Below are 21518 nucleotides of genomic sequence, written 5' to 3' on the forward strand. Positions count from 1 at the left end.
TGGCCGGCCGGTCCGGCGCGCTTTCGGGAAACCCTGCCTTTACAGCGGCCTCCAACGCGCCCACAATGAGTCGCATCGCAGCCTCCGCTGTGCCAACAGCGTGCTGTCACCCATGTGGACCTGACACGTAGAGGGGCACGGACATGAGCCAGCAGACCGATGCAGTGGAGGCGGACCGGGAGCTGAAGAGAAAGCACCGGGCCATGTGGGCGTCAGGGGATTACCCCGCCCTCGCGGACGAGATGCTCCTGGAACTGGGTGCCGTCCTGGTGGAGGCCTGCGGCATCAGGTCACGCCAACGGGTCCTGGACGTTGCGGCCGGAACCGGCAACGCGGCCATTCCAGCGGCCATGATGGGTGCCAAGGTGGTGGCCAGCGACCTTACACCTGAACTTTTTGAGGCAGGGCGCAAAGAGGCAGCCAACCGTGGCGTCAGCCTGGAGTGGCAGGAGGGCGACGCGGAAGCCCTGCCGTTCGGCGATGGGGAGTTCGACGCAGTGATGTCCTGCATCGGGGTGATGTTCGCCCCGCACCACCAGGCGGCCGCCGACGAGCTGCTCCGGGTCTGCAAGCCGGGCGGCTCCGTCGGGCTGCTCAGCTGGACGCCGGAAGGATTCGTCGGGCAGATGCTGGCCGCCCTGAAGCCGTTTGCCCCGCCGCCCCCGCCCGGCGCGCAGCCGGCCCCGCTCTGGGGGAGCGAGGAGCATGTCCGCGAACTGCTGGGGGACCGGATCACCGACGTTCACACCCGCAAGCAGAACCTGGCCGTCAGGAGCTTCCACCAGCCCGCGGACTTCGTCAGGTATTTCAAGTCCCACTACGGCCCCATCATCGCCGTCTACAAATTCCTGGGCGAGGACCAGGAAAAGGTCAAGTCCCTGGACAAGGCCCTGACCGACCTTGCCGATTCCTTCGGTGATGCGCACGGCGATTCCCCGTTCCAGATGGAGTGGGAGTACCTGCTCTTCACGGCAAGAAAGGCTGCAGCATGACCGAAAACCATGTAGCAACGTCCGTCACCATGATCGACGCCGGGCCGGAACGTGTGTGGGAGGTGATCACCGACCCCGCCGCCGTGAAGGAGTTCATGTTCGGCGCAACCCTGCAGACCGACTGGAGGGTCGGCAGCCCCATCACCTGGCAGGGGGAGTGGGAGGGAAAGCCCTTCCAGGACAAGGGCCGGATCCTCGAGGTCGAACCAGGCCGGAAACTGGTGTACACCCACTTCAGCCCGTTGTCCGGCCAGGAGGACACGCCGGAGAACTACCACACGCTCGAATGGACGCTGGAGGACCAGGACGGTGCCACGAAGCTTTCGCTGTCGCAGGACAACAACCCCAGCGAGGAAGCTGCCGCGCACTCCAAAGGCATGTGGGACAAGCTCGTGGCGGACGTCAAGGCGCTCGCCGAGCGCGGCTGACTGCTCCCCGCCCGGGTGGGCTGGGGGTTAAAGCCAGGCGGCCGCCGTCGGGCGTTTCCCTTGGGAGGAAAGCCCGACGGCGGCCGCCGGCGTTGTGCTGCCTGGGGCAGCGCAGCTGCTACTCGGCGTCGTGATCCGTTTCGAGGATCTGCACCAGGCGCTCCAGCGCATCGTCCGCGCCGGCACCTTCGGCGCGGAGGACCACCACGTCGCCGTGTGAGGCGCCCAGGCTCATGAGGGACAGGATGCTGGCGGCATCCATGGCCTCGTCTGCCGGCTCGCCTTCACGGGCGATGGTGATGTCCAGGTCGAACTCTCCGGCTGCCTCGGCAAAGATAGCGGCGGGGCGGGCGTGCAGGCCCACGCGGCTGGCGACTGTTGCGGTGCGTTCTGGCATTTTTGCTCCTTTGTCTTTCGGCGTGCTGATGGTTCAGCGCCGGGAAGGTCTGTGGCTAAACCGGCTCAGACGGTTACGGGAACCGGTTCAACCGTATCAACGGTCTTCTTGACTGCCCAGCGCTTGAGGGCGATGACCGACAGGGCGGTAACCACCACGCCGACGATGATCGAAGCAACGAACATCAGGAAGTTGTCGATGGCGAAGAAGACGAAGATACCGCCGTGGGGTGCCTTGGATCCGACGCCCGCAGCCATCGAGATGGCACCGGTCACCGCACCGCCCAGCATGCTGGCGGGGATAACGCGCAGCGGGTCGGCGGCGGCGAACGGGATGGCGCCTTCGGAGATGAAGGACGCACCCAGCAGCCATGCTGCCTTGCCGTTTTCCTGCTCGGCCAGGCTGAAGAGCTTCTTGTTCAGGACGGTGGAGGCCAGGGCCATGGCCAGCGGCGGAACCATGCCGGACGCCATGACGGCGGCCATGATCTGCCACGGAGCCTGGTTGTCGATGGTGGCGGCACCAAGGCCGGCGACGGCGAAGGAGTAGGCAACCTTGTTGACCGGGCCGCCGAGGTCGAAGCACATCATCAGGCCCAGGATCACGCCCAGGGCGATGGCGCCGGCACCGGTGAGGCCGGACAGCCAGGAGTTCAGGCCGTTGGTGATGGCGACGATGGGGCCGCCCAGGATCACGAACATCAGGCCCGAAGCCACCAGCGAGGCCAGCAGCGGGATGATCACCACGGGCATCAGGCCGCGCAGCCAGCGTGCCACCTGCAGGCGCCCCACCACGTGGGCGATGTAGCCGGCCAGCAGGCCGCCAACGATGCCGCCCAGGAAGCCGGCACCCATGAATCCGGCAACTGCACCGGCGACGAAGCCGGGCGCGATGCCCGGACGGTCAGCGATGGCGTAGGCGATGTAGCCTGCCAGTGCCGGAACCAGGAACCCGAGCGACAAAGCGCCGATCTTGAACAGGACCGCGCCGAGGTAGGCGCCCAGCGGACCCCAGGCGTTTTCGGGGAATTCGGTGGGCAGGTTGAACAGGCTGTTCTGGACAACGATGGTGTCCGCGTACTTGGTGATCAGGTAGCCGCCCATGAGGAAGCCGAGGGCGATCAGCAGGCCGCCGCCGGCCACGAACGGAATCATGTAGCTGACACCGGTGAGCAGGGCCTTCTTGAGCTTCTGGCCGATGTGCTCGCCCTTTTCCTCAGCCTCGTGCTCTGCCTGTTCTTCCGCGCCGAAGTGCGGGACTCGGCGGGCGTTGGGGTTCTCTGCCGCGGCGAGTGCTTCCTGGACCATCTTGTCCGGTTCGTCGATGCCGCGCTTTACGGGGGCATTGATGACCGGCTTGCCGGCGAAGCGCTCCTTGCCGCGCACGTCCACGTCCACGGCGAAGATGACGGCGTCTGCTGCGGCGATGACCGCGGGGTCCAGTGCCTTGGCGCCGGAGGAACCCTGGGTTTCCACCTGCAGGTCTACGCCCACTTCCTTGGCAGCTGCCACGAGGGAGTCGGCCGCCATGTAGGTGTGGGCGATGCCGGTGGGGCACGCGGTGACGGCTACCAGGCGCTTGGGTCCGCGGGCGGCCGAACCGGTGGAAGCCCCTGAGGGGGCACCCACGGCACTGGCACCAGCTGCCCCGGCTGCGCCTACTCCGGCGCCGACCGGAACTGCATCGGCCGGAGCCGCTGCGGCGTGGGCTGCGGGCTTGTCCGCCAGGGCGCCGTCCACGAGTTCCACGATCTCCGCCTCGGAGGAGGCGTTGCGGAGGGCCGCCGTGAAGTCCTTTTTGATGAGCGACCGGGCCAGCTTGGAGAGCAGCTTCAGGTGCTCCTGGTCCGCTCCGTCCGGAGCGGCGATGAAGAACACCAGGTCAGCGGGGCCGTCCTTGGCACCGAAGTCCACCTTGGGGTTCAGGCGGGCCATGGCCAGGGTGGGCACGGTGACGGCGGCGGAGCGGCAGTGCGGGATGGCGATGCCGCCGGGGATTCCCGTGGCGGTCTTCTGCTCGCGGGCGAAGGCGTCGGCGAAGAGTCCTTCGACTTCTGATGCGCGTCCGGTGGCAGCTACCTTGCTTGCCAGATGCCGGATCACCGTCTCGGGGGCGTTGCCCAGGTTCTGGTCGAGCTCGACCAGGTCCGTGGTGATGAGCTGGGTCACTGTCAATCCTTTCGAAGGGCCGTGATGGTTACGGCATCCGGGGTGGTTTGGTTTACTGCCGGAACGGTGGAACCCGGCAGCGAGGCAGCGGCGGCACCATGGGCCACCGCCTGACGAAGGCAGTCGGCAGGGGCGGCGCCCCGGCCATGGGCAAGCAGGTAGCCGGCAAGTGCGGAGTCGCCCGCACCCACCGTGCTGACCGCGGCGACCGGCGGGTGCGTGGCCAGCCACGCGCCGTCGGCCGTAACGAGGACAGCTCCCTTGGAACCGAGAGTTGCCAGCACAGCACCCACACCGGAACGGACGACGGCGGCTGCGGCGGCAGCGGCAGCAGCCGGATCCGCTTCCAGTTCGTCACCGGATGCCGGGGGGAAACCGGCAGCTGCGGCCAGCTCCGCCAGTTCCTCGGCGTTGGGCTTCAGGAGGTCGGGCATGCCTTCCGGGCCGCCGGTGAGGGCAGCCGCGAGTGGCAGGCCGGACGAGTCGACGGCGATCCGCGGGGCGGTGCCGTCGGCGGAAGAGCGCAGGCGGCGGGCAGCCGTTGCGTAGAAGTCAGAGGGGAATCCCGGCGGCAGCGAGCCGGCCAGGACCACCCAGGTGGCGCCGCGCGAGCTTTCGACCAGCAGCTTGATCAGGGCTTCCTGCTGGTTCTCATCCAGTGCGGGGCCCGGTTCGTTGATCTTGGTGGTCACGCCGCCGGGTTCGGTGAGCGCTACGTTGGTGCGCAGCGGCTCGTCGATGGGAAGCGAAACGAAGGGCACTGCGTGCTCGCGCAGCCCGGCCAGGACGGGATCGCTGTCCGCGCCGGGGAGGACGGCAAGGGACTCCAGTCCCGAGGCCACCAGGGCGCGGGAGACGTTGACGCCCTTGCCGCCGGATTCCTGGCGGACGGAGACGGCGCGCTGTACCTCGCCACGCTCCAACGGGCCGGGAAGGGCGACGGTCCGGTCAAGGCTGGGGTTGGCCGTGAAGGTGACGATCATGCGACCACCACATCAACGCCGGCCTCTTCCAGGGCGGCTGCGAGCTCAGGTCCGGGTTCACTGTCTGTGATCAAGGTGTCCAGATCTTTCAGGGAGGCGAACTGGACCAGGGTTTCCGTGTCCAGCTTGGAGGAGTCGGCCAGCACCACAATGCGGCGTGCCGACTGGACGAAGGCTGCCTTGACGGCGGCTTCTTCAGGATCGGGAGTACTGACGCCAAAGGTGGCGTGGATGCCGTTGGTTCCGATGAACGCGATGTCAGGGCGGATCCGGGCGGCAGCGTTCACCGTTGCCTGCCCCACGGCCACCTGGGTGAGGCCGCGAACCCGGCCGCCCAGGATCTGCAGGGCAACGCCGGGGACGTTGGAGAGTTTGCTGGCAATGGGTACTGCGTGGGTGATGACCACCAGTTCGTGCTGGGGGCCCGTTCCGTCGGAAGGTTCGACGGCGGCGCGGCGGGCCAGCATGTCGGCAAGCACTTCGGTGGTGGTGCCTCCGTCCATCAGGACGCTGGCGGGCGAGTTCCGGGGGATCAGGGCAAGGGCGGCTTCGGCGATCCGGATCTTTTGGTCCGGCCGCTGGATGGCCCGTTCAGTGACGCTTTCCTCGGTGGTGCTGAAGCGGTCTGCCGCAACGGCGCCGCCATGGACACGGCGGACCGTGCCGGCGTTTTCGAGGGCTGCAAGGTCCCTGCGCACCGTCTCGGTGGTGATGCGGAAGCGCTCAGCCAGCAGCGTCACGCTGACCCGGCCGCTGCCGGCTACAAGCTCGGCAATCTGCTGCTGGCGCTCTTCGGCGAACACATACCCTCCGTTGCGTAGGTCCTGCTGTGAGTTTGTACGCCTGGCCGTCTTCCCGGTCCTGCGTGACTGGCATCACATTGATGTTGAGTTACTTGACTTTATCTTTGCTTCTGTTGGTTTGTCAATGGAAATCAACATGAAACAAGATCCAGCTTTTCAGGCCCGGGCGCAGGCGCGAAAAAGCCGGGCTGGACACGTGGTGGTCCAGCCCGGCTTTTCGGGTTCATCGGTGGTGGCCCGGATCCCGTCCCCGGTGGTGGCCCGGCTAGATGCCGCCGTCCCGGCTTTCGTGGCGGGTGATGCGCTCGCCGGTGGTGGGATCGATGACCGAGCGGGACTCGCTGACCCGGCGGCTGCGGCCCGGGGAAGCGAGGATGAGTGAGGCGATCAGCCCGATTACGCCTACCGCCATGAGGATGTAGCCCACCAATTGCTGGTCCACGAACGGGATGAGTCCGGGCGCCACGGCCCAGGCAAGGATGGCGCCGAGGGCGATGAGGAAGATTGACGATCCGATTCTCATGACTTGCTCCTTTTGGCCGCGGGCTGCGCGGCGCTGGTAGGGCGATACGGGAGGGTGGTGCGTACACTGCCAAAAGCCAAGCCTGCTGTCTATCAAGCGTCACGCTACCTCCCGGTGATTGCGGATTCAATGATCCGGGCGGGGCGTCGTGCTTCCGTAGTTAGGCTTGACCAGTGGAAACAGTTGTGTGGTCCAAGCCGGAGGACCAGCGCGCAGGCACCCCCCTGCTGGTGATGATGCACGGTTACGGTACGGACGAGTCCCGGATGGTGCGCCTCTTCGAGTACCTGCCTCCCGAGTTCACGTTTGCCGCCCTGCGGGCTCCGATGCCCATCGGGGACCACTGGGGCTGGTTCCTGCTCGACTACTTCCTGGCGAACGACTTCGCGGATGTCATCTCCGCCGCCAACTCGGTGCGGGCCTGGATCAGTTCCGTCAGGGACCAGCACAGCAGCGTCACCCTGATGGGTTACTCGCAGGGCATGGCCATGGCCAGTACGCTCCTGCGGCTGCACCCGGATGACTACAAGGCCGTTGTGGGACTGTCCGGCTTTGTGCTCAACAACGAGCTCCTCTCGGTGACGGACTCCTTTGACGTCAGGCCGCCCTTTTTCTGGGGGCGGGACAAGGCGGACCTGGTGATCAACGAGGACGCCGTTGCCTACACCGCGGAGTGGCTGGAAGAGAACACGCTGCTGACGGCCCGGACGTACCCGGGAATGGGGCACGCGATGTCCAAGACCGAGATGGTGGACGTCAGCGCCTTCCTGCGCCACTACGTGCTGCGCTGACTGTGTAGCTGCCCCATCGGTGGGTACGAAAAAACAGTTGCCAGCGAAATTTGCAAGCGCTTACACTCGTCTACGGCCATGATCGGTCCTGCAGTGGGCGGACAAGGAAGTGATGCTGCGTGCATGAGGCGCAGCAGTATCCTCCTTCAGGCTGTCCCGGCAGGGCCGGCTGTCCACGAACCGAAAGGACACCGCACTGCCGATGACACTCGAAACTGCAGCTGGGACCGCCGGCTGGACCGGCGCCGCAGCAATCCTCTTTGACCTGGACGGCGTTCTGACGCCCACCGCCACCGTGCACGAGCGCGCCTGGCAGGAACTGTTCGATGGCTACCTGGCCTCGCATCCGGAGGTCCCCGGGTACCGGGAAAGCGACTACTTCGACCACATCGACGGCAAGCCCCGCTTTGACGGTGTGCGCGACTTCCTGGCTTCGCGGGGGATCACGCTCCCGGAAGGCCCGCTGGATGACGACCCTGCCCACGAAACCGTCCAGGGCCTGGGCAACCGGAAGAACGCGATCTTCAATGACATCGTCAGCGCCGGCGTCGAACCGTTCCAAGGCTCGGTCCGCTTCCTCGAAGCCGCCCTGGAACGCGGACTCAAGGTCGCCGTCGTCTCTTCCTCCCGCAATGCCCCTGCCGTCCTGAAAGCCGCCGGACTCAGCCACTATTTCCCCGTGGTGGTGGACGGTGTGGTGGCCGCGGAACAGGGCCTGCCCGGAAAACCAAGCCCGGCCACCTACGAATACGCGGCCAAACTCCTGGACCTCTCCAGTCCGGAGTGCGTGGTGGTCGAGGACGCTGTGTCAGGGGTTCAGGCCGGACACGCGGGATCGTTCCACTCCGTGATCGGCGTGGACCGTGGCGCCGGGCGGCAGACGCTCCTGGACGCCGGAGCCACCCTGGTGGTCAACGACCTCCAGGAACTCGTCCCCTAAACCCAGGCCTCAAACCCCGTTGCCTGCCCCGGGCAACCCTGCTGCTCCCCGGCAGCACCCATCCGAGTATTGCCCTTCCCCCGAATATTCCGTGCCGGCCAGTCCGGCACCACAGCAAGGCCAAAAGGACCCCGACCATGGCATTGATCTCCGCGGACCGCGAACGGTTCCCCGATACCCCCTGGCAGCTCGTCGAAACGCGCTACGGAACCGATGGCGCCGGAACCCTGGAGGCCCTGTTCGCCCTGGGCAACGGCCATCTGGGCATCAGGGGTGCCCATTGGGCGGCGGCCGACGCAGAGCTGCCAGGCAGCTTCATCAACGGCCTGCACGAAATCTGGGACATCAAGCACGCCGAAAACGCCTTTGGCTTCGCCCGGACGGGCCAGCGAATCCTCTACATCCCGGACGCCAACAACTTCACCGTGGTGGTGGACGGCGAAAACCTCAGCCTTGCCGAATCAGAGGTCCTGGACTACCGCCGGAGCGTCGACTTCTCCACCGGGATCTACGAGTGCCGCATCACCTGGCAGTGCCGCTCCGGCGCCACCGTGACCACCACGGAACGGCGGGCGGTGGGCTACGAGTCCCGCGGCTGCCTGGGCATTTCCCTGGAGGTGGATGCGGACCGGCAAATCTCCCTGGACGTCACCTCCGCGGTGATCAACCGCCAGGACCAGCCGGTGGAAGACCACTCCGTCCACGATCCCCGCCGGGCGGGACGGCACGCCGGGCGGGTGCTGCTCCCCGTGCGGCTGGACGGCGGCGACGGCTCGCTGCGGTTGTCCTGGGAGGCAGCCGAGTCCAAGCAGCGGGTGGGGATCGCGGTGGACCACTGGACCTCCGCCGGCCACCAGCCGTTCGAAACGGTGGTGGACCAGGACGACAGCACCGTCCGGTACGTCCTTGCAGTGGACGCCGGTGACCCGTTCCGGCTGGAAAAGACCGTCAGCTACGCGGCCGGCCCCACCGTCCAGGACCCGGACGTGGATGCGGCCGCAGTGGCTGAAGAGGCACTCCGCCCGGTGGACAGCATTTTTGCCGAAAGCATGGCCCACTACCGCGGTTACTGGGCCACCTCGGACATCGTGGTTGAGGGCGGCCGGCCCGGGTTGCAGCAGGCCATCCGCTGGAACCTGTTCCAGCTGGCCCAGGCCACGGCGCGTGCCGATGTTGCGGGCATTCCCGCCAAGGGCGTGACGGGCTCGGGCTACGAGGGGCACTACTTCTGGGACCAGGAGGTGTACCTGCTGCCGTACCTTACCTACACCAACCCCGACGGCGCCCGGCAGGTCCTCGAGTTCCGCCACGGCATGCTTCCCGAGGCCAGGATCCGGGCGAAGGAGCTGAGCGTGGACGGCGCCCTCTTCCCGTGGCGCACCATCAACGGGCTCGAGGCCAGCGCCTATTACGCGGCCGGTACCGCACAGTTCCATATCGCCGCCGCGATTGCCTTCGCCACCAACAGGTACCTTTGGGCAACCGGGGATGCCGGATTCCGGGATGGCATGGGCGCTGAACTGCTGATCGAGACGGCCCGGATGTGGATCTCCCTGGGCTTCTTTGGCAAGGACGGGCTCTTCCACATCCACGGCGTCACCGGCCCTGATGAGTACACGGCAGTGGTGAATGACAACCTGTACACGAACGTGATGGCCCGCTTCAACCTGCGTGCCGCCGCCGCGCTTGGGCACGCAGGCATCACCCACGAGGAGCGCCAGCTGTGGGAGGCTGCCGCCAACCGCATGCAGCTGCCCTTCGATGACCGGATGCAGGTCCACTCCCAGGACAACGACTTCATGACCCTGGAGGCCTGGGACTGGACCACGCCGCGGTCCAAGTATCCGCTGCTGCTGCACTTCCACCCGCTGGTCATCTACCGGCACCAGGTCCTGAAGCAGGCCGATACCGTCCTGGCCATGTTCCTGCAGTGGCAGGACTTCACTGCTGAGGAGAAGCAGCGGGCCTTCGACTTCTACGATCCCATCACCACCGGCGATTCCACGCTGTCCGCCTGCGTCCAGGGGATCATGGCGGCCGAGGTGGGCTATTCGAGGGAGGCCCTGGACCACTTCACCAATGCCGCCTTCATTGACCTTGACAACACGCACGGCAACACGATCGACGGCGTGCACATCGCCTCCACCGGCGGAGTCTGGAGTTCGCTGGTGTGCGGTTTCGCCGGCATGCGCGACCAAGGCCCGGTCCCGTACTTCGATCCCCGCCTGCCCGCGGAGTGGGAGGGGCTGACCTTCCACCTGAAGATCAGGGGCCGCCTGCTGCTGGTCCAGCTCGCCGCCGGCTTTATCACGCTGACGGTCCAGGACGGCGGTCCGCTGGAAGTTGACGTCCGTGGCCAGCGGCTGACGGTGGGCAACGAGCCGGTGCGGGTTCCACTGGAACCGGTCGCGGAACCGGAACCCACGGTGTTCCCCAGCGGATTGCCGACGGCGAGCATCCCGGTGGTGCGCGGCAACAGCTGAGCGGGTTGCCGGGCTGGGCGGACGCGCCGGGGGAGGCCCGGCGGCTTCCCTTGCCGGCCTCCCCAGTCTCCTGTTGTCTTCCGGCCTGGTGCCCCCCAAAACAGCACCAGGCCGGAGCGCAGTGGCCTAACCGGCGAGGAGGGTGGCGGCTTCCTGGCGGGTGGTGCCGGAGTCCTGGATGCCTTCGGCGATGTGGGCGAGTTCGGCGGGGATGTCGCGGCCTTTTTTGCGCATGGCGGTGGCCCAGAGGCGGCCGGCGCGGTAGGAGGAGCGGACCAGGGGGCCGGACATGACGCCGAGGAAGCCGATTTCTTCGGCTTCGTGCTGGAGGTCCACGAATTCCTGGGGTTTGACCCAGCGGTCCACGGGCAGGTGCCGTTCGGAGGGGCGCAGGTACTGGGTGATGGTGATCAGGTCGCAGCCGGCCTGGTGGAGGTCGCGGAGGGCTTCGCTGATTTCTTCGCGGGTTTCGCCCATGCCCAGGATGAGGTTGGACTTGGTGACCATGCCCAGGTTTCGGCCCTGGGTGATGACATCCAGGGAGCGTTCGTAGCGGAACGCGGGGCGGATCCTTTTGAAGATCCGGGGCACGGTTTCGACGTTGTGCGCGAAGACTTCGGGGGCGGAGTCGCAGATCGCCTTGATGTGGTCGGGGTTGCCGGAGAAGTCGGGGATGAGCAGTTCCACGCCGGTGCCGGGGTTCAGTTCGTGGATTTTGCGGACGGTTTCGGCGTAGAGCCAGACGCCTTCGTCTTCGAGGTCGTCGCGGGCCACGCCGGTGACGGTGGCGTAGCGCAGCTGCATGGACTGCACGGAGCGGGCCACCTTGGTGGGTTCGAACATGTCCACGGGGGAGGGTTTGCCGGTGTCGATCTGGCAGAAGTCGCAGCGGCGGGTGCATTCGGAGCCGCCGATCAGGAAGGTGGCTTCCTTGTCTTCCCAGCATTCGAAGATGTTGGGGCAGCCGGCCTCTTCGCAGACGGTGTGCAGGCCTTCTTTTTTGACCAGGTTCTTCAGCCCGACGAACTCCGGGCCCATCTGGACCTTGGCCTTGATCCACTCCGGCTTGCGCTCCACCGGGACCGCAGCGTTGCGCTGCTCGATCCGCAGCATCTTCCGGCCTTCAGGTGCCAGGGTCATGATCGTGTTTCCTTTGTCTTCTTGGGGAATCGGAGTATGCCGGTGTCAGCATTCGACGACGTTGACGGCGAGGCCGCCCATGGCGGTTTCTTTGTATTTGTCGGACATGTCTTTGCCGGTTTCGCGCATGGTGATGATGACTTCGTCGAGGGAGACGCGGTGGGTGCCGTCGCCCCAGAGCGCCATTTTCGCGGCGTTGATCGCTTTCGCGGCGGCGATCGCGTTCCGTTCGATGCAGGGGACCTGGACCAGCCCGCCGATCGGGTCACACGTCAGGCCGAGGTTGTGTTCCATCGCGATTTCCGCGGCGTTCTCCACCTGGGCCGGGGTGCCGCCCATGACCTCGGCCAGGCCCGCGGCGGCCATCGAGGACGCGGAGCCGACCTCGCCCTGGCAGCCCACCTCGGCCCCGGAGATCGAGGCCTGTTCCTTGTAGAGCACCCCGACGGCGCCGGCGGCGAGCAGGAACCGCACCACCACATCGTCGCGGTCGGCCTGGGTGGCCTGGTCCATGCCCGGGGCGAAGTGCAGGGCGTAGAACAGCACCGCCGGGATGATCCCGGCCGCCCCGTTCGTGGGGGCGGTGACCACCCTCCCGCCGGAGGCGTTTTCCTCGTTCACCGCCAACGCCACCAAGTTAACCCACTCCTGCCAATACCTCGGGTCATAGTGGTCCTGCCCGTCCTGGCCGTCCTGGTCGGTGTCTTCGGGGCGGGCGGTTTCCTTCTTCAACCGCTCGTACCAGTCCGGGGCGCGGCGGCGGACCTTCAACCCGCCCGGCAGCACCCCTTCACGCTTGAGCGAGGTGGCCACGCAGTTCTCCATCACCGACCAGATATGCCCCAGCCCGGCCCGGATCTGCTCCTCGGACCGGGAGGCCTTCTCGTTCACGAACATCACGTCCGCGATGCCCAGCCCGGTCACCGCGCAGTGCTCCAGCAGTTCTGCCGCGGTCCGGAACGGCAGCGGCAGCTCCTCTTTGGACGCGTCCAGTTCCTGCTGCGCGGCGTCCTCTTCACCCTCGCGGACGATGAACCCGCCACCGACCGAGAAGAACGTCGCCGCATGCACCACATCCCCGGCCGCGTCGGTAACGGTGAACGTCATCCCGTTCGTGTGCCGCGGCAGCACCGTCAACGGCCGCAACACCATGTCGCCCACCCCGTAGGGCAGCGCAACCGCACCGGCCAGGTTCAGGATCCCGGTCTCCGCGACTGAAGCCAGCCGCTCCTCCACCTCTTCGGGCAGGATCAGTTCCGGATGGAACCCCTCCAACCCCAACAGGATCGCCGTCATCGTCCCATGCCCGTGCCCCGTCGCCGCCAACGACCCATACAAATCCACCCGCAGCGACGCCACGTCCGCCAGCTTCCCCGAGGCCTTCAACTCCTCAGCAAACACAGCAGCAGCCCGCATCGGCCCCACAGTATGAGAAGACGAAGGGCCAATACCGATCGAAAAGAGGTCAAAGACACCAACAGCCATGTGCGTGGTTCCTAACTAATACAAGTGGTCGGGATGGAGCGGGCAGGACATCCTCTGCGTGCTCGGTCGCGAAGACGCCCGCTGAGCGGACGTGACGCTCCCTTAGACGCACGCTGCCGGATGCCCCACCCACTCCGCGGGCACGTCACCAGGAGACATGCGCACGAGGGGCCGGCGGAGCCGGACTTTTCGAAAGCCTGCTCCCCACCGTCTCCCTAGCCTCGCAAGCTCGGCCAGGGAACCCTGACGGCGTGGGCCCAACGCAGGCGTGAAAATGTCCGGTCCGCCGGTCCCGGTAGCAACCGGAGATCAGGACAGTGGTGCGACGCCCGGGTAGAGCGGGTGGGCTGCGGCGAGTGCCTCGACGCGGTGACGCAGCCCGGAAAGGTCCGCGCCGGCGTTGGCAATCAATGCCTCGGCGATGATGTCCGCAACCTCGCGGAAGGCGTCCTCGCCGAAGCCACGGGTGGCCAGGGCCGGGGTGCCGATGCGCAGGCCGGACGTGACCATTGGCGGACGCGGGTCGAACGGGACCGCGTTGCGGTTGACGGTGATGTCGATCGCGGCCAGGCGGTCTTCGGCCTGCTGGCCGTCGAGTTCGCAGTTGCGCAGGTCAACGAGGACCAGGTGCACGTCGGTGCCGCCGGACACCACGCTGATGCCCCTGGCGGTGACGTCCGGCTGGACCAGGCGTTCGGCCAGGATGCGGGCGCCGGCCAGGACGCGCTCCTGCCGCTCCTTGAATTCCTCGGACGCCGCGATCTTGAAAGCCACGGCCTTGCCGGCGATGACGTGCTCCAGCGGCCCGCCCTGCTGGCCCGGGAAGACGGCGGAGTTGATCTTTTTCGCGACGTCGGGGTCGTTGGAGAGGATGATGCCGCCGCGCGGGCCGGCGAGGGTCTTGTGCGTGGTGGAGGTGACCACGTGGGCGTGCGGGACCGGCGAGGGGTGCAGGCCGGCGGCCACCAGCCCGGCGAAGTGTGCCATGTCCACCATGAGGTAGGCGCCCACGGAATCGGCGATGCGGCGGAACTCGGCGAAGTCCAGCTGGCGCGCGTAGGCTGACCAGCCGGCCACGATGAGCTGCGGCTTGTGCTCCTGGGCCAGCCGCTCCACCTCTGCCATGTCGATGGTGTGGGTGTCTTCGCGGACCTGGTACGGGACCACGTTGTAGAGCTTGCCGGAGAAGTTGATCCGCATGCCGTGGGTCAGGTGGCCGCCGTGGGCCAGGTTCAGTCCCATGATGGTGTCGCCGGGCTTGATGAGCGCGTGCATCACCGAGGCGTTGGCCTGGGCGCCGGAGTGCGGCTGGACGTTGGCGAACCCGGCGCCGAACAGGGCCTTGACCCGGTCGATGGCCAGCTGCTCGATGACGTCCACGTGCTCGCAGCCACCGTAGTACCGCTTGCCCGGGTAGCCCTCGGCGTACTTATTGGTCAGCACCGAGCCCTGCGCCTGCATGACCGCTGCGGCTGTGTGGTTCTCGGAAGCGATCATTTCCAGGCCGTCGCGCTGGCGGCCCAGTTCGTCGTCGATCTTTGCTGCAATCTCGGGGTCCAGGGCAGCGAGGTCTGCGTTCAGGCTGGGGGAGACCACCTGTTCAAAGGCCACGGTGCCCGCGGCGGATGAAGCGCCGCTCACAGTTCGCCGCCGTTTGCTTCGGCGTATTCCTGTGCGGACAGCAGCGGGCCCTCTTCGGTGACGGTGACCTTGAAGAGCCAGCCGGCGCCGTAGGGGTCGTTGTTGATCACGGCGGGGTCGCTGACGACGTCGTCGTTGACTTCCGTGACCTCGCCCGTCACGGGGGAGTACAGGTCGGAGACGGACTTGGTGGACTCGATCTCGCCACAGGTCTCGCCTGCGGTCACCGTGGCGCCAACCTCGGGCAGGTCCACGTAGACGATGTCGCCCAGCGCCTCGGCGGCAACGGCGGACACGCCCACCACGGACGGGCCGGAGCCGTCGGCGGCGATCCATTCGTGTTCGGCGGAGTACTTCAGTTCAGCGGCAACTTTAGCCATGGTGTGTTTCCTTAAGTTTGGGGTTCAAAAATGCGGGAGCGCCGGTGCTATTTTTGGCGCTTGTAAAAGGGCAGTGCGACGACTTCGAAGGGCTCGGCCTTGCCGCGCAGGTCCACGTCCAGTGCGGTGCCCAGCTCAGCGTGCTCGACGTCGACGTAGGCCAGTGCCACGGGGTAGCCAAGGGTGGGGCTCGGCTGGCCCGAGGTCACCTCGCCCACCACGTTTCCGTCTTTCAGGACGGGGTAGCCGCCACGGCCGGCACGGCGGCCGTGCCCTTTCAGGCCAACGAGTTTGCGCTTGGGGCCGGCTTCCTTGGCTGCCTCGAGTGCGGCCCGTCCCACGAAGTCGCCTTCCTTGGACTTGAGGGCAACTACGGGGCCAAGGCCGGCGTCGAACGGCGAGCGCTCCAGCGAGAGCTCGTTGCCGTACAGCGGCATGCCCGCTTCAAGGCGAAGCGAATCGCGGGATGCGAGGCCGCAGGGGACAATGCCGAACTCTTCCCCGGCCTGGGCCACGGACTCCCACAGGGAAGCGGCGCCTTCGTTCGGGAGGAAGAGTTCAAAGCCGTCTTCACCGGTGTAGCCGGTGCGGGCCAGGATGACATCGTGGCCGGCCACGGTGACTTCGTTGAACGCGTAGTACTTCAGGTCGGTGACCAAGGCATGCTGGGACTCGTCCGTGAGCTTGAGCAGGATGGCCTCGGCCTTGGGTCCCTGGACTGCGACGAGCGAGGTTGCCGCCGAAGCGTCCTCCACCGTCACGTCGAAGGCGACAGCGCGTTCGGCGAGGGCGGCCGCCACGGTGGGGGCGTTGCCGGCGTTGGGAACCACCAGGTACTTCTCATCGCCGAAACGGTACGTGATGAGGTCGTCGATGATGCCGCCGTCTTCATTGCAGATCAGCGAGTACTTGGCCTTGCCGTCCGCGATGGCGGACAGTTTGCCCACCAAGGCGTAGTCAAGGAAGGCACCGGCCTGGGGCCCGGTGACCCATACTTCGCCCATGTGGGAGAGGTCGAACAGGCCGGCGGCGTTGCGGACGGCGTGGTGCTCGGCCAGTTCGGAGCTGTACTTGAGCGGCATCTGCCAGCCACCGAAGTCGGTGAAGGAGGCGCCCAGCTTCTTGTGCTCTTCGTAAAGAGCCGTGTAGTTCTCAGTCATGGGGGATCCTTAGTTTTCGAACTCTTCGAGCGGCGGGCAGGAGCAGATGAGGTTCCGGTCTCCGGCGGCGCCGTCGATCCGGCCCACCGGCGGGAAGTACTTGTCCTGCTTGAGGTGGTGGACGGGGAAGACGGCCTGCTCGCGGCTGTACTGGCGGGTCCATTCGGAGTTCACGACGGCGGACGCGGTGTGGGGTGCGTTGCGCAGCGGGGAGTCCTGGACAGAGAAGTCGCCGTTGGCCACCTGGTCGATTTCCTTGCGGATAGTGATCATGGCCTCGATGAAGCGGTCGATCTCGGCCAGGTCCTCGGACTCCGTGGGCTCCACCATCAAGGTGCCTGCCACCGGGAACGCCAGGGTCGGGGCGTGGAAGCCGAAGTCGATGAGGCGCTTGGCCACATCCTCGGCCGTGACGCCGGTCCTGGCGGTCAGGTCGCGCAGGTCCAGGATGCATTCGTGCGCCACGAGCCCGCCTTCACCGGTGTACAGCACCGGGAAGTACTCGTTCAGGCGCACGGCAACATAGTTCGCTGCGAGCAGGGCTGCCTTGGTGGCCTCGGTCAGGCCCTCGCCACCCATGAGCTTCACGTACGCCCAGGAGATCGGCAGGACACCGGCGGAACCGAAGTTCGAGGCGCTGATGGCCACGCCGTGGCCTTCCTCATGCGCTGCCTTGTTGGCGTCGCCGGGCATGAACGGCGCCAGATGGGCCTTGGCCGCAACAGGTCCGACGCCGGGTCCGCCGCCGCCGTGCGGGATGCAGAAGGTCTTGTGCAGGTTCAGGTGGGAGACGTCGCCGCCGAACTTGCCGGGCTGGGCCAGTCCCACCAGGGCGTTCAGGTTGGCACCGTCAACGTAGACCTGGCCACCGGCAGCGTGCACAGCCTCGCAGATCTCGGTCACGTCCGCGTCGTACACGCCGTGGGTGGACGGGTAGGTGATCATGATCGCCGAGAGGACGTCCTTGTTCGCCTCGATTTTCGCGTACAGGTCCTCGTGGTCGATCGTGCCGTCCGCGGCCGTGGCAACGACGACGACCTTCATGCCGGCCAGGACAGCAGAGGCGGCGTTGGTGCCGTGGGCGGAAGCGGGGATCAGGCACACGTTGCGCTGGGTATCGCCGTTGGCGCGGTGGTAGCCGCGGATGGCCAGCAGGCCGGCGAGCTCGCCCTGGGAACCGGCGTTCGGCTGCAGCGACACCTGGTCGTAGCCGGTGATTTCCGCAAGGTCGGCTTCCAGGCCGCTGATCAGTTCACGCCAGCCTTCGGTCTGGGAGTCCGGGGCGAAGGGGTGGATGGAGGCGAACTCCGGCCAGGAGATGGCCTCCATCTCGGCGGTGGCGTTCAGCTTCATGGTGCACGAGCCCAGCGGGATCATGGTGCGGTCCAGTGCGAGGTCCCGGTCGGACAGCCTGCGGATGTAGCGCAGCAGCTGGGTTTCGGACCGGTGGGTGTTGAACACCGGGTGCTGCATGTACTCGGAGGTGCGGAGCACCTCTGCGGGCAGGTCGAAGCCCTCAGCGTCCACTACCGGGCCGGCTCCAAAGGCGACGGCGATCGCGGACAGGATTTCCGGCGTCGTGGTTTCATCCACGGACACGCCGATGGTGTCGGCGTCGATGTGGCGCAGGTTGATGCCGCGTGCTTCAGCAGCGGTGATGACCTTGGCGGCCTTGCCCGGGACGGAGACCGTGACCGTATCGAAGAACGCCTCGGCGGCCAGTTCCCGGCCTGCGATCTGGAGCGTGGTGGCGAGGGCGCGGGCGTTGTTGTGGACGCGCTCGGCGATGGCCTTCAGCCCGTCGGGGCCGTGGTAAACGGCGTAGAAGGAGGAGACGATGGCCAGCAGGGCCTGCGCGGTGCAGATGTTGGATGTCGCCTTTTCGCGGCGGATGTGCTGCTCGCGGGTCTGCAGCGCCAGGCGGTACGCCGGGAGGCCGGCGTCGTCCTTGGATACGCCCACCAGGCGGCCCGGCATGGAACGCTCCAGGCCCTTGGCCACGGCCATGTAGGCGGCGTGCGGGCCGCCGAAGAACAGCGGGACACCGAAGCGCTGGGTGGAGCCGACGGCGATGTCGGCACCCTGTTCGCCCGGAGGGGTGATCAGGGTCAATGCCAGCAGGTCAGCGGCGACCGTGACCAGCGCGCCGCGCTCCTTGGCCTCGGCAATGACGCCGGCGTGGTTGAAGACGCGGCCGGAGACGCCGGGCTGCTGGAGCACGATCCCGTTGATCGCGCCTTCAGGGAGTCCCTTGGACAGGTCGGCGACCTCAACCTCGAAGCCGAGCGCCTCGGCGCGGCCCTTGACGATGGCGATGGTCTGCGGCAGGACGTCTGCGTCCAGGACGGTCTTGCCGTCGCGGGCGTCCTTGTTCTTGTTGGCGCGTCGCATCATGAGGACAGCTTCGGCAACAGCCGTGGCTTCATCGAGCAGGGAGGCGTTGGCGATGGGCAGGCCCACCAGGTCCTGAACCATGGTCTGGAAGTTCAGCAGCGCCTCAAGCCGGCCCTGGGAAATCTCGGGCTGGTACGGGGTGTAGGCGGTGTACCAGGCCGGGGCCTCCAGGACATTCCGGCGGATGACGGCGGGCGTGATGGTGTCGTAGTAGCCCTGGCCGATCATCTGCACGGCCGTCTTGTTCTTGGCGGCGAGCCTGCGCAGCTCCGCAAGGACCTCAACCTCGCTCAGCGCGTCTTTGAGCGCAAGGGGCTTGGACTGGCGGATTGAGTTGGGAACGGCGATGTCCACCAGTCCATCAACGCTGTCGTAGCCAACGGCCTTGAGCATGGTGTCCACGTCAGCCTGGCGGCGTGCACCGATATGCCGGTCTGCAAAGGCAGACGGAAGGGATTGAATCGTCATGAGGAACTCCAGGTTTGGCCGGCCACGGGTGGCACGGCATGGATCGGGTCCCTCCCCGCTCTGTATTGGACCTGAGAGATTCCGCAAACCCATCAGGGCCTGCTTGCACCGTCGGTGAGTGCTGCCGGAGCAGCACTGCTTTCCAGAGTCGCCTCGCCGTGACGGTACATGGGCCTGAGAGATTCCTGGGGAGGATTTGCTCCTACGGCGCCTGCCCGGTGATGGCCGGGAGAACTCTCCCGCCACAGCTCGAAAGGCTTATTGAAATGTGGGTGATTCGGCTCACAGGTTACAGGCAAAGCGAAGCGGGGAGCAAATCAGTCCGTCATGAATTGGGGCTCAAGGGCGTTACGTGGATGGCGTAACGCCGGGCTTGACTTTTGTTCGTGACGGACGCCACACTGAACCCCGTGATCCGGCCGGACAGCGGAACTGGCCCAAAGACGCTGGGCGCTCCGTTCGCCGGCCGGGATCACCGGAGGCCCCACTGTCCATTCTGCGCATTATTGCGCCTGGCATGGATGCCCTCTGACAACTGAACACTGATTACCAAGCAAACGCTTTTGACCTGCGGCGGGAGAGCCCTGCCGGTACGTTCAGCAGGCGCCGTAGGAGCAAACCCTCCCCAGGAAACTCTCAGGCCCACGTACCGCCGCGATGAGGCAACTCTGGAAAGCAGCCGGGCCCTGTCCTGGCTCACCGACGGTGCAAGCACGCCCATTTCGGCATGTGGAAACTCTCAGGTCCCAGACAGAGCGGGGAGGAAATCCAATCTTTGCGACACCCCGGGTGCCGCTCGAACGATGGAGTTCCTCAATGACGACCCATTCCCCGACGTCCCCCGGCGGCGGAGCCCCGCACCTGGAGCGGCAGCTCAGCAACCGCCACATCCAACTGATCGCCATCGGCGGTGCAATCGGCACCGGCCTGTTCATGGGCTCCGGCAAGACCATCTCGGCGGCCGGCCCATCAGTGATCTTCGTGTACATGATCATCGGCTTCATGCTGTTCTTCGTCATGCGTGCCATGGGTGAACTGCTGCTCAGCAACCTCAACTACAAGTCCTTCAGCGACTTTGCCGCCGACCTGCTGGGTCCGTGGGCCGGCTTCTTTACGGGCTGGACCTACTGGTTCTGCTGGGTCATCACCGGCATCGCCGATGTCATCGCCATCGCCGGCTACTCCCGTGAACTGTGGCCCGGGGTGCCCCTGTGGATTCCCGGCCTGGCCACCGTGGCCATCCTGCTCCTGCTGAACCTCACCACGGTGAAGGCGTTCGGCGAGACGGAGTTCTGGTTCGCACTCATCAAGATCGTTGCCATTGCCGCACTGATCATCGTTGGCCTGTTCATGATCTTCACCGGTTTCCAGTCCGACGCAGGCCCTGCCACCTTCACCAACCTGTGGAGCCACGGCGGATTCTTCCCGAACGAGTTCATGGGCTTCGTGGCCGGCTTCCAGATCGCCGTCTTCGCCTTCGTGGGCATCGAGCTGGTGGGCACCACGGCGGCCGAGGCCAAGAACCCGGAGCGGAACCTGCCCAAGGCCATCAACTCCATCCCCATCCGCGTGCTCCTGTTCTACGTTGGCGCCCTCATCATCCTGATGGCCGTCACCCCCTGGACCGAGTTCAGGGCCGGCCACAGCCCCTTCATCGCCATGTTCTCCCTGGCAGGCCTGGGCGCCGCGGCCACCGTGGTCAACCTCGTGGTGCTGAGCTCCGCGATGTCCTCCGCGAACTCGGGCATCTACTCGACCTCCCGCATGGTCTTCGGCCTTGCCCAGGAAGGCGACGCCCCCGACGTCTTTGGCAAACTGTCCCGGCGCAAGGTGCCCCAGAACGCACTGTTCCTCTCCTGCGTGCTGCTGCTGTCCGGCGTCGTCCTCATGTACGCGGGCCAGGACGTGGGCAAGGCCTTTGATATGGTCACCACCGTCTCCGCCGTCTGCTTCGTCTTTGTCTGGTCCATCATCCTGGCCAGCTACATCGCCTTCCGCCGCCGCCGGCCGCACCTGCATGAAGCATCGAAGTTCAAAATGCCCGGTGGTGTTGCCATGGTCTGGGTGGTCTTCGCCTTCTTCGCCTTCGTGATCTGGACCCTCACCACCCAGCCGGACACCCTGGTGGCCCTGCTGGTCACCCCGGTTTGGTTCATCCTGCTGGGCGCAGCATGGTTCGTCCTCCGCCGCCGCCCCGCACACCAGGCCCGTTTCGCTACGTTCCAGGCTGAACTGCAGGCGGACCAGGACTTCACCGACGCCGCAGCCGGCAAGGCTGTCCGTACGGGTGCCGCCGCAGAAGCGGGGGAAGAGCGGGTCAACCGGTGATCGCTGAGGAGCTC

17 protein-coding genes and 2 riboswitches are annotated in these 21518 nt (G+C 66.4%); of the genes, 6 read left to right on the forward strand and 11 right to left on the reverse strand.

Annotated elements, in window-relative coordinates:
* The first annotated feature begins 143 nt into the window (after positions 1-143).
* Complete coding sequence (locus MRBLMD1_RS08770; protein ID WP_364398875.1) at positions 144-992, forward strand: class I SAM-dependent methyltransferase; 849 nt, start codon at positions 144-146, stop codon at positions 990-992.
* Positions 989-1420: an SRPBCC domain-containing protein gene (locus MRBLMD1_RS08775; RefSeq protein ID WP_364398877.1), complete on the forward strand. Its 432-nt coding sequence runs from the start codon at positions 989-991 to the stop codon at positions 1418-1420. Before MRBLMD1_RS08770 ends, MRBLMD1_RS08775 begins: the two co-directional genes overlap by 4 nt.
* A 118-nt stretch (positions 1421-1538) precedes the next feature.
* Here MRBLMD1_RS08775 and MRBLMD1_RS08780 read toward each other — a convergent pair whose 3' ends face one another.
* The 5 genes from MRBLMD1_RS08780 to MRBLMD1_RS08800 all read right to left on the reverse strand — a co-directional run bounded on the left by MRBLMD1_RS08780 (position 1539) and on the right by MRBLMD1_RS08800 (position 6294).
* Positions 1539-1817, reverse strand: a complete 279-nt coding sequence (locus tag MRBLMD1_RS08780; protein ID WP_015935750.1) for an HPr family phosphocarrier protein — start codon at positions 1815-1817, stop codon at positions 1539-1541.
* Between the two features lie 65 nt (positions 1818-1882).
* Positions 1883-3985, reverse strand: coding sequence for a PTS fructose transporter subunit IIABC (locus MRBLMD1_RS08785; RefSeq protein ID WP_364398880.1), 2103 nt, complete (start codon positions 3983-3985; stop codon positions 1883-1885).
* A 2-nt stretch (positions 3986-3987) separates the two neighbouring features.
* Complete coding sequence (locus tag MRBLMD1_RS08790; protein WP_275182276.1) at positions 3988-4968, reverse strand: 1-phosphofructokinase family hexose kinase; 981 nt, start codon at positions 4966-4968, stop codon at positions 3988-3990.
* Positions 4965-5771, reverse strand: a complete 807-nt coding sequence (locus MRBLMD1_RS08795; RefSeq protein ID WP_224024530.1) for a DeoR/GlpR family DNA-binding transcription regulator — start codon at positions 5769-5771, stop codon at positions 4965-4967. The genes MRBLMD1_RS08790 and MRBLMD1_RS08795 overlap by 4 nt, the downstream gene beginning before the upstream one ends.
* Before the next feature lie 265 nt (positions 5772-6036).
* Positions 6037-6294 (reverse strand): DUF6458 family protein, encoded by a 258-nt coding sequence (locus MRBLMD1_RS08800; RefSeq protein WP_159633816.1) that lies wholly within the window; start codon positions 6292-6294, stop codon positions 6037-6039.
* 173 nt (positions 6295-6467) lie between these two features.
* Here MRBLMD1_RS08800 and MRBLMD1_RS08805 point away from each other — a divergent pair, with 173 nt between their 5' ends.
* The 3 genes from MRBLMD1_RS08805 (at position 6468) to MRBLMD1_RS08815 (ending at position 10508) form a co-directional block, all read left to right on the forward strand.
* Positions 6468-7085, forward strand: coding sequence for an alpha/beta hydrolase (locus MRBLMD1_RS08805; RefSeq protein ID WP_364398883.1), 618 nt, complete (start codon positions 6468-6470; stop codon positions 7083-7085).
* 202 nt (positions 7086-7287) lie between these two features.
* Entirely contained in the window at positions 7288-8025 is a 738-nt protein-coding gene (locus tag MRBLMD1_RS08810; RefSeq protein ID WP_159633811.1) for an HAD family hydrolase, read from the forward strand.
* 137 nt (positions 8026-8162) lie between these two features.
* Complete coding sequence (locus tag MRBLMD1_RS08815; protein ID WP_307487611.1) at positions 8163-10508, forward strand: glycoside hydrolase family 65 protein; 2346 nt, start codon at positions 8163-8165, stop codon at positions 10506-10508.
* A 126-nt stretch (positions 10509-10634) separates the two neighbouring features.
* Here MRBLMD1_RS08815 and lipA read toward each other — a convergent pair whose 3' ends face one another.
* The 6 genes from lipA to gcvP form a co-directional block, all read right to left on the reverse strand.
* Positions 10635-11648, reverse strand: coding sequence for a lipoyl synthase (gene lipA / locus MRBLMD1_RS08820; RefSeq protein ID WP_141158411.1), 1014 nt, complete (start codon positions 11646-11648; stop codon positions 10635-10637).
* A gap of 45 nt (positions 11649-11693) precedes the next feature.
* Positions 11694-13133 carry an L-serine ammonia-lyase gene (locus tag MRBLMD1_RS08825; RefSeq protein WP_364398886.1) on the reverse strand — a complete coding sequence of 480 codons (1440 nt, stop codon included), beginning with the start codon at positions 13131-13133 and terminating at the stop codon, positions 11694-11696.
* 309 nt (positions 13134-13442) lie between these two features.
* The gene (glyA, locus tag MRBLMD1_RS08830) at positions 13443-14774 is read right to left on the reverse strand and encodes a serine hydroxymethyltransferase (RefSeq protein WP_364398888.1); all 1332 of its coding nucleotides are present in this window, start codon (positions 14772-14774) and stop codon (positions 13443-13445) included.
* Positions 14771-15154: a glycine cleavage system protein GcvH gene (gene gcvH / locus MRBLMD1_RS08835; protein WP_224024538.1), complete on the reverse strand. Its 384-nt coding sequence runs from the start codon at positions 15152-15154 to the stop codon at positions 14771-14773. The genes glyA and gcvH overlap by 4 nt, the downstream gene beginning before the upstream one ends.
* A 47-nt stretch (positions 15155-15201) precedes the next feature.
* Positions 15202-16314, reverse strand: coding sequence for a glycine cleavage system aminomethyltransferase GcvT (gcvT, locus tag MRBLMD1_RS08840; protein WP_364398891.1), 1113 nt, complete (start codon positions 16312-16314; stop codon positions 15202-15204).
* Between the two features lie 9 nt (positions 16315-16323).
* The gene (gene gcvP / locus MRBLMD1_RS08845) at positions 16324-19176 is read right to left on the reverse strand and encodes an aminomethyl-transferring glycine dehydrogenase (protein ID WP_364398893.1); all 2853 of its coding nucleotides are present in this window, start codon (positions 19174-19176) and stop codon (positions 16324-16326) included.
* 152 nt (positions 19177-19328) lie between these two features.
* A riboswitch (glycine riboswitch) is annotated at positions 19329-19428 on the reverse strand.
* A 312-nt stretch (positions 19429-19740) separates the two neighbouring features.
* Positions 19741-19838: riboswitch (glycine riboswitch) on the forward strand.
* 154 nt (positions 19839-19992) lie between these two features.
* Here gcvP and cycA point away from each other — a divergent pair.
* Entirely contained in the window at positions 19993-21504 is a 1512-nt protein-coding gene (gene cycA, locus MRBLMD1_RS08850) for a D-serine/D-alanine/glycine transporter (RefSeq protein WP_224024544.1), read from the forward strand.
* Positions 21505-21518: the final 14 nt, after the last annotated feature.

It is taken from the genome of Pseudarthrobacter sp. LMD1-1-1.1, from assembly GCF_040676255.1.
Taxonomy (GTDB): Bacteria; Actinomycetota; Actinomycetes; order Actinomycetales; family Micrococcaceae; genus Arthrobacter.